At 59.0% G+C, this 14,172-nt stretch carries 13 protein-coding genes; 11 read left to right on the forward strand and 2 right to left on the reverse strand.

The window, feature by feature from the left end; translation table 11 throughout:
• The first annotated feature begins 25 nt into the window (after positions 1 to 25).
• The 4 genes from ACSQ8R_RS26960 to ACSQ8R_RS26975 are packed head-to-tail and all read left to right on the forward strand — an operon-like array spanning position 26 to position 3,872.
• Entirely contained in the window at positions 26 to 949 is a 924-nt protein-coding gene (locus ACSQ8R_RS26960; protein WP_436256403.1) for a carbohydrate ABC transporter permease, read from the forward strand.
• The gene (locus tag ACSQ8R_RS26965) at positions 946 to 1,776 is read left to right on the forward strand and encodes a carbohydrate ABC transporter permease (RefSeq protein WP_436256404.1); all 831 of its coding nucleotides are present in this window, start codon (positions 946 to 948) and stop codon (positions 1,774 to 1,776) included. Before ACSQ8R_RS26960 ends, ACSQ8R_RS26965 begins: the two co-directional genes overlap by 4 nt.
• An 8-nt stretch (positions 1,777 to 1,784) precedes the next feature.
• Positions 1,785 to 2,894: an ABC transporter ATP-binding protein gene (locus ACSQ8R_RS26970; RefSeq protein ID WP_436256405.1), complete on the forward strand. Its 1,110-nt coding sequence runs from the start codon at positions 1,785 to 1,787 to the stop codon at positions 2,892 to 2,894.
• Between the two features lie 36 nt (positions 2,895 to 2,930).
• Complete coding sequence (locus ACSQ8R_RS26975; RefSeq protein ID WP_436256406.1) at positions 2,931 to 3,872, forward strand: DUF4432 family protein; 942 nt, start codon at positions 2,931 to 2,933, stop codon at positions 3,870 to 3,872.
• 133 nt (positions 3,873 to 4,005) lie between these two features.
• On the opposite strand, the gene ACSQ8R_RS26980 is transcribed toward ACSQ8R_RS26975, so the two are convergent.
• Complete coding sequence (locus tag ACSQ8R_RS26980) at positions 4,006 to 4,899, reverse strand: LysR family transcriptional regulator (RefSeq protein WP_436256407.1); 894 nt, start codon at positions 4,897 to 4,899, stop codon at positions 4,006 to 4,008.
• An 85-nt stretch (positions 4,900 to 4,984) separates the two neighbouring features.
• Between ACSQ8R_RS26980 and ACSQ8R_RS26985 the strand changes: the two genes are divergently transcribed.
• The 5 genes from ACSQ8R_RS26985 (at position 4,985) to ACSQ8R_RS27005 (ending at position 10,650) form a co-directional block, all read left to right on the forward strand.
• A complete protein-coding gene (locus ACSQ8R_RS26985) occupies positions 4,985 to 6,505 on the forward strand; it encodes a sulfatase (protein WP_436256408.1) in 1,521 nt (506 codons plus the stop codon).
• A 17-nt stretch (positions 6,506 to 6,522) separates the two neighbouring features.
• On the forward strand, positions 6,523 to 7,815 hold the full coding sequence (locus ACSQ8R_RS26990; RefSeq protein ID WP_436256409.1) for an ABC transporter substrate-binding protein: 1,293 nt from the start codon (positions 6,523 to 6,525) through the stop codon (positions 7,813 to 7,815).
• Positions 7,816 to 7,888: 73 nt separating this feature from the next.
• The gene (locus ACSQ8R_RS26995; RefSeq protein WP_436256410.1) at positions 7,889 to 8,728 is read left to right on the forward strand and encodes a carbohydrate ABC transporter permease; all 840 of its coding nucleotides are present in this window, start codon (positions 7,889 to 7,891) and stop codon (positions 8,726 to 8,728) included.
• Positions 8,729 to 8,730: 2 nt separating this feature from the next.
• A complete protein-coding gene (locus ACSQ8R_RS27000) occupies positions 8,731 to 9,582 on the forward strand; it encodes a carbohydrate ABC transporter permease (RefSeq protein WP_436257294.1) in 852 nt (283 codons plus the stop codon).
• Positions 9,583 to 9,594: 12 nt separating this feature from the next.
• Entirely contained in the window at positions 9,595 to 10,650 is a 1,056-nt protein-coding gene (locus ACSQ8R_RS27005; protein WP_436256411.1) for an ABC transporter ATP-binding protein, read from the forward strand.
• 13 nt (positions 10,651 to 10,663) lie between these two features.
• On the opposite strand, the gene ACSQ8R_RS27010 is transcribed toward ACSQ8R_RS27005, so the two are convergent.
• Positions 10,664 to 11,557, reverse strand: coding sequence for a LysR family transcriptional regulator (locus ACSQ8R_RS27010; protein ID WP_436256412.1), 894 nt, complete (start codon positions 11,555 to 11,557; stop codon positions 10,664 to 10,666).
• A gap of 121 nt (positions 11,558 to 11,678) precedes the next feature.
• Here ACSQ8R_RS27010 and ACSQ8R_RS27015 point away from each other — a divergent pair, with 121 nt between their 5' ends.
• Both ACSQ8R_RS27015 and ACSQ8R_RS27020 read left to right on the forward strand, forming a co-directional pair.
• Positions 11,679 to 12,650 carry a Bug family tripartite tricarboxylate transporter substrate binding protein gene (locus ACSQ8R_RS27015; RefSeq protein ID WP_436256413.1) on the forward strand — a complete coding sequence of 324 codons (972 nt, stop codon included), beginning with the start codon at positions 11,679 to 11,681 and terminating at the stop codon, positions 12,648 to 12,650.
• 14 nt (positions 12,651 to 12,664) lie between these two features.
• Entirely contained in the window at positions 12,665 to 14,170 is a 1,506-nt protein-coding gene (locus ACSQ8R_RS27020) for a sulfatase-like hydrolase/transferase (RefSeq protein WP_436256414.1), read from the forward strand.
• Positions 14,171 to 14,172 lie beyond the last annotated feature (2 nt).

Below are 14,172 nucleotides of genomic sequence, written 5' to 3' on the forward strand. Positions count from 1 at the left end.
ACTCCCTTCATGGAGCAACCTCAACATGGCGACACGTTCACTAGACGCGGCGAAGATCGAACGCGCCAATCTGTGGTGGCGAATAGGCTCTCTCGCGCCGGCAGTCATCGTCCTTGCCGTACTTTCCATATGGCCGGTCATCAACCTGGCGCATCTAAGCGTTTCCGATGTCAAATGGGCATCCGGCTCCGCGGTCACCAATTTCGTCGGCCTGCAGAATTTCCACGAGTTGTTCACGGGCGAGAGGGTCTACTGGGCTGGCGTCAGGAATACAATCGTCTTTGCCGTATGCGCCGTCACCCTGCAGATGTTCTTCGGCTTCACGATGGCACTGGCAGTCCGCCGCGCATCGAAGATCGGCCGCAGTGTCCTGACCGCTGTCTTTCTTCTGCCGATCGTCATTCCGCCGATCGTCATTGGCGCCATGTGGCGTCTTCTCCTCGGCCGCGATTTCGGTGCGGTCAATTCGATGCTCACTTTCTTCGGGCTGCCGATGGTGGACTGGCTCGGAGATCCCCGATTTGCGCTGATGTCCGTCATCATCGTCGATGTCTGGCACTGGACGCCGTTCGTCTTCCTTCTGACGCTTGCCGGTCTCGAATCTCTGGACCAGGAGGTGTTCGATGCCGCGAAACTGGACGTCAAAAGCCGCTGGCAGGAACTGCGCTACATTACGATCCCGCTGATGATGCCAACCATTCTCATCACCCTGGCATTCCGCATGATCCTCTCCTTCAAGGTCTTCGACGAAATCTTCCTGCTGACGGGCGGCGGTCCCGGCACGGCGACCGAAGTCATCAATTTCTCGATCAATCGCGTCTTCTTTGCACAGGACCGGGCCGGCATGGGTGCGGCCATGTCACTTGTCACCATCTTCGGCGTCGCGGTGCTGATCGTGCTCGCAAACACCGTTGTCCGCCGCAGGCGCAGGCAGGAGGCTTCGTCATGAAAGCCAGGAGAGATTTTGGCAATATCGGCGGCAATGTGATGGCCTGGGGTTATGCTCTGATCATCCTCGGGCCGATGTTCTGGATCCTGTCGAATTCCTTCAAGCGACAGATCGATATCCTGATGGGCACCACCACCGCGCCGGTCACGCTGATCAACTACCAGCTGATCATCAATTCCCGGCAGTCCCACTTCCTGTGGAACCTGTGGAACAGCGCGGTGGTGTCGGTCGCCTCGACTGTCATCGTGCTGATCATTGCGACGCTCGCCGCCTTCACCGTGGCGCGGTTGCAGCCGCCGCGCTGGGTGAGTTTCATCCTGCTTGGCTGGGCGCTGCTCTTCCACATGCTGCCGACGCTGACCTTCGTCGGGTCCTGGTATGTGATGTTCACGCAGGCGGGCCTGCACGGCACCTATACCGCGCTGATTTCCGCCCAGGTCGTGCAGGGGCTGCCGATGGCGCTGTTCCTGATGATCGGGTTCGTCATGAATATCCCCAGGGAACTGGTGCAGGCAGCGCGGCTGGACGGCTGCACCTATGCGCAGGTGTTCCGCCATCTCATCCTGCCACTGTCACTCGGCGGCATGGCGGCGGCGGGAGCTCTCACCTTCATCTCGGCCTGGAGCGACTTCGCCGTCGCTCTTAATCTCTCCAACAAGGACACGATGACCGCCCCCGTTGCGATCGCCACCTTCGCCCAGGAGCATCAGATCCTCTATGGCCAGATGGCGGCGGCATCGATGCTTTCAATGATCCCGGCACTAGCTTTCATCATGTTCGGTCAGCGTTTCGTCGTGCGCGGCCTATTGGCCGGCGCCGTCAAGTAGGAAAACCAATGGCACACTTGCAGCTTCAGAAAGTCGGCAAATCCTATGGCGCGGTGCAGGTCATCCCCGGCATCGACTTTGAGATTACATCCGGTGAATTCCTGGTTCTGGTCGGACCTTCAGGCAGCGGAAAATCCACGCTGCTGAAGATGATCGCCGGGCTCGAGGAAACCACTTCGGGAAAGATCCTGGTCGATGGCGAGGACATTACCCATCTGGATCCGTCGGCGCGCGATCTTGCCATGGTCTTCCAGTCCTACGCGCTTTACCCGCATATGACAGTCAAGGACAACATGTCCTTCGCACTCAGGATGCGCGGCGAAGATCCGGCAGAGATCGAGCGGCGCGTCAAGGAAGCTGTGATCATGCTCGATCTCGGCGGACTGGAAAACCGCAAGCCTGGCCAGTTGTCCGGTGGCCAGCGCCAGCGCGTGGCCATGGGGCGTTGCGTCGTGCGCAACCCAAAGCTTTTTCTGTTCGACGAACCGCTTTCCAACCTCGATGCCAAGCTGCGCGCGCAGACCCGTATCGAGATCCGCCGCCTGCATGAACGGCTGAACGCCACCTCGATCTTCGTTACCCATGATCAGGTGGAAGCGATGACGATGGCGGATCGCATCGCGCTTCTGAAGGATGGTAAGCTGCAACAGATCGGCTCGCCGCAGGACCTCTATCTCCGGCCGAAGAACATTTTTGTCGCGACCTTCATCGGCACGCCTGAAATGAACCTGCTGGCCGGCCAGCTTGAGGTGATCGACGGCGGCTTCCGGTTCGGCGGCGCCGGCGGCATGCCCATGCCGGTTTCTGCTGAGCTCCAGTCTAAGTTCGCACTCGCCCTGAAACACGGAATGCAGGTCAAAGTCGGTGTGCGCCCGGAGCATATGGAGATCGTTCCGCCGGGAACGGCGGGAGCCCTGGCGATCAAGGTGAATGTCGTGGAATGGCTGGGGCACGAGATTTTCATCTTCGGCCAATCGTCATTCGGCCCCATCGGCGTTCGGGTGCCGGAGGGCATGGCGGCTGCGCCTTCGGCGAACGATGTCCTCAGCGTCATGCCGACTATCGACCGCTGGCATGTTTTCGACGCCGCAAGCGGCGACAATCTCCTGGTCGGATGAATATTCACCCGAAATGTGCGAGGTATCGAGATGGTGATGTTGTTCGGCCAGGCTTTTACGAAACAGGAACTCGGACGGGTCTTCCCTGATCTGATGCATGTGGCTGGTTTCAAGAAACTGAGTGTCGATGACGGCTCGGGTCGCGGCATGCGCCTGCTCCAGATCGACAGCGGCGGCGGCTTGCGGATCGATCTGCTGCCGGATCGCTGTTGCGATATCGGCCAGGTCTGGTGCAACAATATCCCTTTCGGCTGGATCAGTCCGATGGGCATGCCTGCGCCTTATTCGATCGGCGCCAACAATGCCCTGTCCGGGCTGATGGCGACCTGTGGCTTCGACCACATCCGCCAGCCGGAAACAGACGAGGGCCGCAATTTCCCGCTGCATGGTAACATGATGCACATGCCGGCCACTATCATCGCCACCGACACGATCTGGGACGGTGACGAATGTCTATTCCGGATCAAGGCCGAGGTGACCCAGTTCAATCTGAATTACGGCGCCATCCGGCTGCAGCGGCATATCTACGTGCCGCTTGGCGGCCGTTCGCTTGTGGTTTCCGATCGCGTCACGGTGTTATCGGGTGATCTGCCAGTGATGGCTATGTATCACATCAATCTCGGGTTCCCAGCGGTGACAGCCGCGAGTACAGTTAGCCTGAACGGTGCCGACATCTCCAATGATTGCCTATCGGAGAACGCAATCAAGGTCCGTCCGTCCGATGCGGCGATATCCGAGGTAAAGCTTACGGCCGCCGATGGTGGTGCGCACTTCCGCCTGAAATACGACGGACGGAAACTGCCGTTCCTGCAGACTTTGCGCAATGGCCGCGAGGGCATCAACGTCTTCTGCATCGAACCCGCGACCCACGATCGCCTGTCGCGCAAGGAACTGCGCGAGGCTGGAGCCCTGACCGCGACGGCTCGTGGCGGCTCTCACAACTTTCAGCTCGAGCTGCTTTTCGACAGCGGCCGCTAGCCCTTTCAAGCGGGTGGCTGCTCATACCAACGGGCTGCTGGCGCTCGCATCGATCTACGATGGCGGATCGCGTCCGGCTGCGGCCCGGCCTGGAAGCATGACGATGCAGATCGTCCGCGATCGGGTCGAGCGTTTAGTCTCGGCTCTGCGCCAGCGCCTTTCTGAGGGCAACGATTGCCCGCGATTCCGAAATTGAGACTTTGCAGACAACGCCGATGGTGATCGACCAAAGTTCTCCATCGCATTGCAGCTCCACAAGCCCGCTTTCCAGAGCCCGCGGCAGGATCATGTCGCTGACGATGGCGTAATAATCTGTCTCGGCGAGCATGCCGAACATCACCGAAAGCGATGTGGTCTGCAGGATCGGTGAAAAGCGTTCCGCTTTCTGCCCGAGAGCCTTCGCGGCATTCCGTTCGAATTCGCGATCCTCGACGAATCCGACGCGACCCAGTTCCGACACCTGTTCATAGCTGGAAACTTGGTGGGCGAGGGGATGCCCCTTACGTCCGATCGCGATCATCTCGCTCTTGAACAGCGGCATCGACACCATGCTGTCAGGAATGGCGGTCTCCGGTAGGGCCGAAACGACGACATCGAGATGGTCCCGATGAAGCGCGCCAATCAGCGTGCTCGATACCCCGGTCTCGACGGTGACGGAGATCTGCGGGAATTGGCGATGAAACTGGGCGATGATCTTGGGAAAGGTCGTGGTTGCAAGGACGGGGCCGATCCCGATCCGCATCCTGCCGTAAAGATTGTCGACCGATCGCTGCAGGTCGATCGAGGCGAAACGCGCATCCTGATCGAGCCTGCGCGCATATTTGTGCAGGGTATCCCCCGCAGGTGTCGGTTCAAGACCGCGGCTGGTACGGATAAATAAAGCTGCGCCGATCTCTTCTTCCAAAAGTTTCAGGCTCTTGCTCAGGGCCGGCTGGGATATCCCCTTTAGATCCGCGGCATCATGCAGGTTGAGGGCTTCATAGGTGACCAGGAAATTTTCCAGGTGGCGCGATACGAGAAGACGCATTCCGATAACTTTTCCTCATCGATAGTTCACCAATAGGTATTTTCCTTTATCGCATCGATGTGTTCTTTGCGAGACCGGAGGATCCATGAAAACTATTTTCGTCCTGTTCGACTCGCTGAACCGCACGACGCTCGGCGCCTACGGCGGCAAATCTGTGAAGACGCCGAATTTCGACCGCTTTGCAGAGCGCGCGGTCACCTTCGATAGGCACTATGTCGGCTCCCTGCCGTGCATGCCGGCGCGCCGCGACCTGCACACAGGTAGGCTCAATTTCATGCACCGCTCCTGGGGGCCGATGGAGCCCTATGACAATTCCTTCGTCCAGCAGATGAAGAAGGCGGGAATCTATACGCACCTGATCTCGGACCATCTGCACTACTTCGAGGATGGCGGCCACGGTTTTCACACGAAGTTCTCGAGCTACGACTATATTCGTGGGCAGGAATACGATCCCTGGGTCGCGCTGGTTAAGCCGCCTCTCGATCGTATTCGCGAGCAATTCGACGAGCGTCACTACAACACCGTCAAGCCGGACAAGCGGCTGCAGCATTCGGTGAACCGCACGGAAATCATCGATGAGGCTGATTTCCCGGGGCCACGATGCTTTTCATCCGCATTCAAATTCCTCGACCGGAATCGGGCGGCTGACGATTGGTTCCTGATGCTGGAATGCTTCGATCCGCATGAGCCGTTCCATGCGCCGGATCGTTTCAAGAAACAGTATTCCGAAGGTTACGACGGCAAGGTCCTGGATTGGCCGCATTACGAACGCGTTGCAGAAAATCCGGAAGAGATCGCCGAAATCCGCGCCAACTATGCCGCACTGGTCGCCATGTGCGACGAATATTTCGGCCGGCTGCTCGACTATATGGACGAGCACGACATGTGGAAGGACACATGCATCGTGCTTTCCACCGACCACGGTTTTCTTCTTTCCGAACATGGGTGGTGGGGCAAGGCTCGCATGCCTTATTACGAGGAGATCTCCCATATCCCCTTGATCATCCATCATCCGGACCATCAGGGCGAAGCGGGGACGAGGCGCGAGGCGCTGACCCAGACGATCGATCTGATGCCCACCTTCCTGGCGATCCATGGCCTCGAAATACCGCCCGAAGTTCGAGGCCACAACCTGCTGCCGGTCCTGGCGCGCGACGAGAAGGTCCGCGACTCTGCGATCTTCGGTCTGTTTTCCGGTCCGCTCGGCGTCACCGATGGTGAGTGGGTTCTCTATCATTATCCGCCGGATATTCATCGCGAGGGGCTTGTGGAATACACGCTTGCTCCGGCGCATATGACGATGCCGTTCGGTATCGATGAGTTGAAGACGGCACGGCTGGCACCGCCGTTCGATTTCACCCAAGGGGTCCCGCTCGTCGCTTTCGATGCCCTCGCGGCGGCGCCGCGCCCGCCGGGGAACGATCTGAAATCCTTCGATGATCTCGGCACCCGCCTTTACAATGTCATTGAAGACCCGCTTCAGAACAGCCCGACGGAAAACCCGTGCGCTCTCAAAAACCTTTACGCACAGCTTATGGCCCACCTGAAGGCGCATGATACTCCGGTGGAAGTCTACGGCTGGTACGGGCTTGAAAACACATATTGATCAACTGGGAGGTAAACATGATCAAGACAGACATCACGAGACGCAATGTCCTTGCTCTGGCTGGCGCGGCCGGTGCTGGTTGCCTGATGGGCTCTCCGGCAGCGAGAGCAGCCACGGCGAACACGTTGGTCTATATCGGCTGGAGCCACACGGAAGCCGGTAGCAAGCCGTTCCTTGAGCAGACCTTCGAGAAATACCGTTCCGAGAACAAGGACATCAAACTCGACACGGTTGGCGTTCCCTTTGCGCAGATGGAAACCACGCTGCTGCTGCGCAAGCGCTCCAATCAGCAGACCGATGTCGGACAGTTGCAGGAGCGGTGGCTTTCGCCCTTCGTGGCCGCTGGCGGCATGTTCGATGTCGACGAGGTATTCGGCAAGGAATTCGTTGACAAGACCTATCATCCGAACGCTCTCGCCATGACAAAGGTCAACGGCAAGCGTTATGCATTGCCGTGGGTCACCGGCTCGACCGGCCTGGTCGCTCATGCCAAGGTTCTGGCGGACGCCGGCGTCAAGGAGATGCCGAAGACGATCGACGCATTCGTGGAGGCCCTGCGGGCGGTCAAGAAAGCAAAGCCATCGTCGAGCCCGATGGGTCTTAGCACCAAAAATCCGTCGCTGACGCAGCTTGAGACGCAGCTCTTTTTCTGGACATTCGGCGGCACGTTCTTCAAGGACACCGAGGTCGTGGTGGATTCCGACGCCAACCGTCAGGCCCTTACGCTGCTAGCTGACCTAGTCAAGGACGGTCTGATCCTGCCGGGCAACGATCGCTTCGACATTCGCAGGCTCTACGCACAGGAGCAGGTCGCCTTTTATCCCGATCCGCCACTGGCCCGGGCCTTTGCCCGTGCACAGAGCGGGCAGGGAGAGGCATATGACAAGAACGTCGTTCCGGTCGCCATGCCGGTGCTGAAGTCGGGTGATGCGCCTGTCTCGGTCCAATGGGGCCACCTCCTCGGCTTCTTCAACTATGGCGGAGCCAAGCCGACCCCGGATGGGGCTACCGGTCGCTTCGTGAAGCTGCTGAGCCAGCCGGAGGTCCAGATCGCCTACTACAAGGAAACCGGCGTATTTCCGGCAACGCTTGCTGCGATCAACACGCTGAAGGACGACGCCTATCTGACCCGGTGGATCGATCTTTCGAGCAGCGCAAGGCCGGACGAACTTTCGCCGTTCTCGAACGCCAACGAATTGCGCACCGTGATCGGCGAAGAAGTCGCAGCCGCGATGCTCGGCCAGAAGAAGCCGGCCGATGCGCTCAAAAGCATGTCCGATCGGCTGAAGTCCATCGGGCCGAAGAAGTAATCGGGCGCGTGGGTTCAGTTTGATGCGCAAAACAAGTTCATTGGAAGCGGCTCAGCATCGGTTCGGATTTTCATTGACGATCCCTGCCTTGCTGGCGTTTCTCGTGCTGATCTTCGGACCGTTCCTGAGATCCGCCTGGCTGGCTTTCCACGAATATCTTCTGACATCGACTGAACCCCGCTTCATCGGGTTTGCCAACTTTACCAAGCTCCTGTCCGATCCAGGCTTTCTGCTGTCGTGGCAGGTGACCGCGATATTCGTGGTGATGACGACGATCGTCACCACGGTTTTCGGGACAGCCTATGCACTGCTTTTGAACGAGCCGATGCGCGGCCGCTCGGTCATCCGCGCCGCCTCGCTCCTGCCCTGGGTGTTGCCGAGCACGGTGACTGCGCTGCTCTGGAGCTGGATCTACAATGGCCAGTACGGGATCATCAACGCCGCGCTGCTCACCTTCGGACTGACCGATCAGCCGATCTTCTTCCTGTCTGATAATGTCGGCGCGATGATGAGCGTGATCACCGCGAAAGCTTGGCTCAGCACGCCGGTGGTGATGCTGTTCGTCCTGGCGGCCCTGCAGTCGCTGCCGCAGGAACAGGTCGAAGCCGCACGCATCGACGGTGCCAACGACTACCACGTCGTCCGTTACATCGTCCTGCCGCATATCAAGAAGACACTCGGCGTCATCATGGTTCTGCAGGCCATGGGCAACCTGCAGATGTTCGACATCATTTACGCCATGACCTCCGGCGGCCCGGTGCGTGCCACGACGGTCTTTTCGATCGAAGTCTATCGCCGCGCCTTCGAGAACTGGGACCTCGGCACGGCGTCGGCTGTCGGCATCATCTGGTTCCTGACGATCGCGGTCGTTGCGGTTCCCTATCTTCCTTCGTTGTTCAAGGATGCCGATTGACCATGAATCCCCTGGTTCTCACATCGCGACATCCGGTTGCTGTCACGTTCCGAGCGGCTCTGACTGTTCTGCTGATCGGCTTCCTGTTCTTTCCGGTCTACTGGATGATCGCCACAGCCCTGAAACCGAATAACCAGATCTTCGTCCAGTTTCCGTCGCTGATCCCGACCGAGCCGATCATCGCCAATTTCTGGCGGGCGATTTCTCAGTCGAATCTTCTAGGCTACCTGACGAACAGCCTTGTTACCGCCGGCGGTTCCTCGCTGATCACCACCACGCTTGCCGCGTTGGCGGCCTATGGTTTTGCGAAATATAAATTTCCGGGCCGCTTTGCTCTGATGAACTTGATGATCGCGGCGCAGATGTTTCCCTTTGCGGTGATCCTGATCAGCCTCTATCCGATGATGCAGGCCGCAGGCCTGCTGGATACGTTGCTCGGCCTCACGATCGCCTATGTCGTGTTCGCCCTGCCGCCGGCGATCTATATCCTCTTCTCGTTCTACTCGCGCCTTCCCAACGAGTTGATCGAAGCCGCGCGGATCGATGGTGCGTCTGAACTCGCCATTCTCTGGAAGGTCGTGCTGCCGCTATCGCGTCCGGCGCTAATTTCGGTCGCGGTCTATTCCTTCACCTGGGCCTGGAATGATCTCCTTTATTCACTGACGCTGGTAACCAGCGATAATCTCAGAACAATCGGCCCCGGCCTGCTGCTGACGTTCTTCGGCGAAATGCAGCAGGATTGGGGAGGGGCGATGGCCGCCGCGATCCTCGCGTCGCTTCCCGCCGTGATCATCTTCGCCTTCCTGCAACGCTTCTTCGTCGCCGGACTCACCTCCGGTGCGGTCAAAAGTTAAGTCGAGACACACATGGCTTCAGTTCATATCAACAAGGTCGCAAAGGCCTATGGCTCGGCGAAAATCCTGCACGAGGTTGGCGTCGAGATCGAAGACGGGGAGTTTGTCGTCCTGGTCGGTCCGTCGGGCTGCGGGAAATCGACTCTCCTCAGAATGATCGCCGGGCTTGAAAGCGTGACGGGCGGGGAAATCCGCATAGGTGAGAAGGTTGTCAACGACGTCCTGCCGAAGGATCGCGACATCGCCATGGTCTTTCAAAGCTATGCGCTTTATCCGCACATGACGGTGGCCGAGAACATGGCCTTTTCTCTGATGTTGAAGAAAGCCGATAAAAAGGAAGTCACCGCGAAAGTGGAGCGTGCAGCCGAAATCCTCAGCTTGCAGCCTTTGCTTGAGCGCTTCCCCCGGCAGCTTTCCGGCGGCCAACGCCAGCGCGTCGCCATGGGACGGGCAATCGTCCGCGACCCGCAGGTTTTCCTGTTCGATGAGCCCTTGTCCAACCTTGATGCCAAGCTGCGCGTAACGATGCGCGGCGAAATCCGCGCGCTGCATCAGCGGCTCGGCACGACGACCATATACGTCACCCACGACCAGGTCGAGGCGATGACGATGGCCGACAAGATCGTCGTGATGAAGGACGGTCGCGTCGAACAGATCGGTGCGCCGCTTGATCTATACGATGATCCGGACAATGTCTTCGTGGCGGGCTTCATCGGTTCGCCGTCGATGAATTTCCTGAACGTAACGTCTGGTCCAGACGGCGTTCTTTCGGTCGGAAAGATCCCGCTCCCAAACCCCGCGAACATGCCCGTGCTGGCATCCCGCAATATCCTTTACGGCATTCGCCCCGAGCATCTTGAGATCGACGAAGGTGGATTGCCACTGGACATCATCGTCGTCGAGCCGATGGGGTCGGAAACGCAGGTCGCCGGAAAACTTGGCGCGCAGGATGTAGTCTGCGTCTTCAAGGACCGGATCAAGGCACGGCCGGGCGACATCCTGAAGGTCAGACCGCAGGCCGAAAAGGCACTGTTCTTCGACAAGGATACCGGTAAGCGCCTTCGGTGAGTGGCAATAGCCATCATCGCGCGGATCGGAAGACTTTCTTGGCCATATCCATGAAGCGCGTGGCCGTCGCGGTGCGGTCGTCCGACCGTTTGGCGATAAGCATTTCCGCCATCGGCGTATCGTCAGGGTGAAGCGGTCTGTAGATCACCCCTTCCAGCTGCAGCTTAAGAATCGAACGCGGGAAGAGCGCGATCCCGAGACCGCCGGCCACAAGGCCGAGAATGGCGTGAAGCTCGTTCACTTCCTGCACGACCTTCAGCTGGATCCCCGCTCTCTTCAGATAGGGCTGGAAATTACCTTGCACATAACGTGCCTTGATCCGATGGGTGGTGATCAGGCCCTCGTCGGTCAAGTCGGTGAGCCTGACCATCTTGGACGCTGCGAGCCTATGGGATGCCGAAATGGCGACGACATAAGGTTCGCGCAGCAGCAGAGCCGTTTCGAAATCCTCGTCGTCGAAGACGGGACGAAGGAAGGCGATCTGGATCCGGCCGGCCCGCAGGGCCTCCACCTGGTCGGCAGAAATCATCTCGTGGAGGATGATGTTTACTCCCGGGAAAAGCTGCGCGAATTCCGAGGTCAGGGTGGGCAGAACATTCAACGCCGCAGCATCGGCAAATCCGATCGTCAACCGACCGACATGACCCTGTGCCGCTCGTTTTGCCATGTCCACGGCAAGTGTCAGCTGTTTGAGGGCAATGCTTCCTTCTTCGCGCAGGCTCTGGCCGGCATCGGTCAATGCGACACGACGTCTGCTCCGATCGAAGAGCTGAACGCCCAGATCCTGCTCGAGTTTCGCGATCTGCTGGCTGAGCGCCGATTGCGTGATCCGCAGCCGTTCTGCTGCGCGCACGAAATGCAACTCTTCAGCAAGCACGACGAACGAGTTGAGAATCCGTTGATCCATGATCTTATTAGAACCTCTAATTTCTAAATCAGATAACTATGGGATATCTTATATTTCACGTTGGGCACAGCCACGTCATGCGGTTCTTGAGGAGCGCCGTAGAAAATCATCGGGAGGTATCATGAAGACGTTGTTTTCCACCGCAGCCGTGGCCGTTGTCGCTTTGAGCCTGTATGCATCCGCCGCTCTTGCCCAGGATGGCTGGCCGGCTAAGCCGATCACGCTGATTGTGCCGTTCGCACCGGGCGGGAATACGGATTTGCTGGCGCGCACCATTGCTCCGAAGCTCAGCGAAAAGCTTGGCAAATCCGTCATCGTTGAAAATCGTCCGGGCGCCGGCGGCACGCTTGCGACGACCCAGTTCGCCTCGGTTACGCCTGACGGCTACACGATGCAGATCGGCGATATCAGCACGCACGCGATCAGCCCCCATGTCTACAAGAAGTTGACCTATGACCCGATCAAGGATTTCAAGCCGGTCATCCAGATAACGTCGGTTTCCCTGCTCCTGGTCGTCAATCCGCAGATCAAAGCGAATTCGGTCGCCGAATTGATTGCTCTCGCCAAGGCTCAACCGGACAGTCTGTCCTATGCCTCGTCAGGCAACGGTTCGCCGCAGCACCTGGCCTTCGAGTATTTCAAGAAGCTTGCCAGCATCAACCCCGTCCATATTCCCTACAACGGATCCGCCCCGGCCGTGACCGACGTCGTCGCCGGCCACGTCCAGATGATGATCGACGGCACCGCCGTGCCTCAGGTGAAAAGCGGCAACTTGCGTGCGCTTGCGGTCACGGGAACGGAACGGTCCAAGGCGTTGCCGGACGTGCCGACCATGGCGGAGGCAGGGGTGAAGGATTATGCATTCAGCTCCTGGCACGGCGTCTTCTATCCGGCAGGCGTTCCTGACGACATCGTCAACAAGATGAATGCCGCGATCGACGAAATCATCCATCAGGACGACGTGAAGAACAAGTTTGCCGAGCTCAATATCGGCATCGCGGGGGGCTCGCCCACCAAGTTCGCGCAGTTCATCGCCGCCGAAAACGAGAAGATGAAAGCTCTCGTGGCTTCGTCCGGCGCCACTCAGGAATAACCGGCAAATATCCCATGAAGCATACACCGCCTGGCAGCGAAACCGCGCGCCCGAATATCCTTTTCATCACGGTAGACCAGTGGCCCGGCAATCTGCTGGGTTGCGCGGGGCATCCGGTAATCGAAACCCCTACGCTCGATCACCTGGCGTCGGTTGGAACGCGGTTTTCCCGTGCCTATTCGGAATGCCCGATCTGCATTCCTGCCAGGCGGACGATCATGACCGGTACAAGTCCACGCCGGCATGGAGATCGGGATTTCCAGCCCTCGCTGAAAATGCCGCAGGACCTGCCGACACTGGCGGGAACCTTCGGAAGCCACGGGTACCAGACCCAGGCCATAGGCAAGCTGCATGTCTATCCGCAGCGCGACCGGATTGGTTTCGACGACGCCTTGCTGGCGGAGGAGGGGCGGGGGGCACTCGGCGGGACAGACGATTATGAGATGTTCCTGGCCGACAAGGGATATGCCGGTCAGCAATTCATGCATGGCATGAGCAATAACGAGTACAGCTGGCGGACCTGGCACCTGCCGGAGGAACTGCACGTCACCAGTTGGACGACCTGGTCCGCGGCGCGCAGCATCAGGCGCCGCGATCCGACCCGGCCGGGCCTGTGGCATGTTTCCTACACACCGCCGCATCCGCCGCTCATTCCGCTTGCGGCCTATCTGGAACGATATCGGGCGCGGAAGATGGATGAACCCATTATCGGGGCATGGGCGGAAGATGATGCAACGCTTCCCTATCCTCTAGAACTGACGCGCGATTATTGGGCCAGGCTGCCGGCTGAGCAGCTCGCCGATATGCGCCGAGCATTTTATGCGCTGTGCACCCATATCGACCACCAGATACGCATTCTGATCGGCACCCTGCGCGAGGAGCATATTCTCGACAACACGATCGTTCTAATCACCAGCGATCATGGCGACATGCTGGGCAATCACGGCTTCTACGCCAAGCGCCTGATGTACGAGGGCTCGGCGAATGTTCCCATGATCCTTGTCGGAACGGCTTCCGATAGACGGATTCCGGCAGGAACGGTGGATGACCGGCTGGTCGGGTTGCAGGACATCATGCCGACGCTGCTGGCGCTGGCCGGTCTGCCGGTTCCCGAGACATGCGAGGGCCGGTCCATGTTGTCGGACAAGCGCCGGGACTTCCTTTACGGCGAGGCCCTGTCCGGACCGAAGGCGATGCGCATGGTGCATGACGGGCGCCACAAGCTCATCTGGTATCCGGCTGGCTCTCGTTTCCAGTTGTTCGATCTGGACACGGACCCCAACGAGATGGTGGACCAAAGCGAGAACGGTATCTATGCGGAGGTCCTGCTCATGCTGAAGCGGCGGCTGAGAGAAGAACTTTACGGATCAGATCTGGAGGCGGTGCGCGACGGCGACTTTGTCGGTGTCCCTGTTCCGGTCAAGGCGGTAGCGCCAAATCGCGGGCTTTCGGGCCAGCGAGGGCTGCATTTTCCCGCGCCGCCTTTGCAGGATCCGTCGGTCGTCGTCGGCGGCGTTTAGAC

The organism is Neorhizobium sp. LjRoot104 (assembly GCF_964253725.1).
In the GTDB taxonomy this organism is placed as follows: domain Bacteria; phylum Pseudomonadota; class Alphaproteobacteria; order Rhizobiales; family Rhizobiaceae; genus Neorhizobium.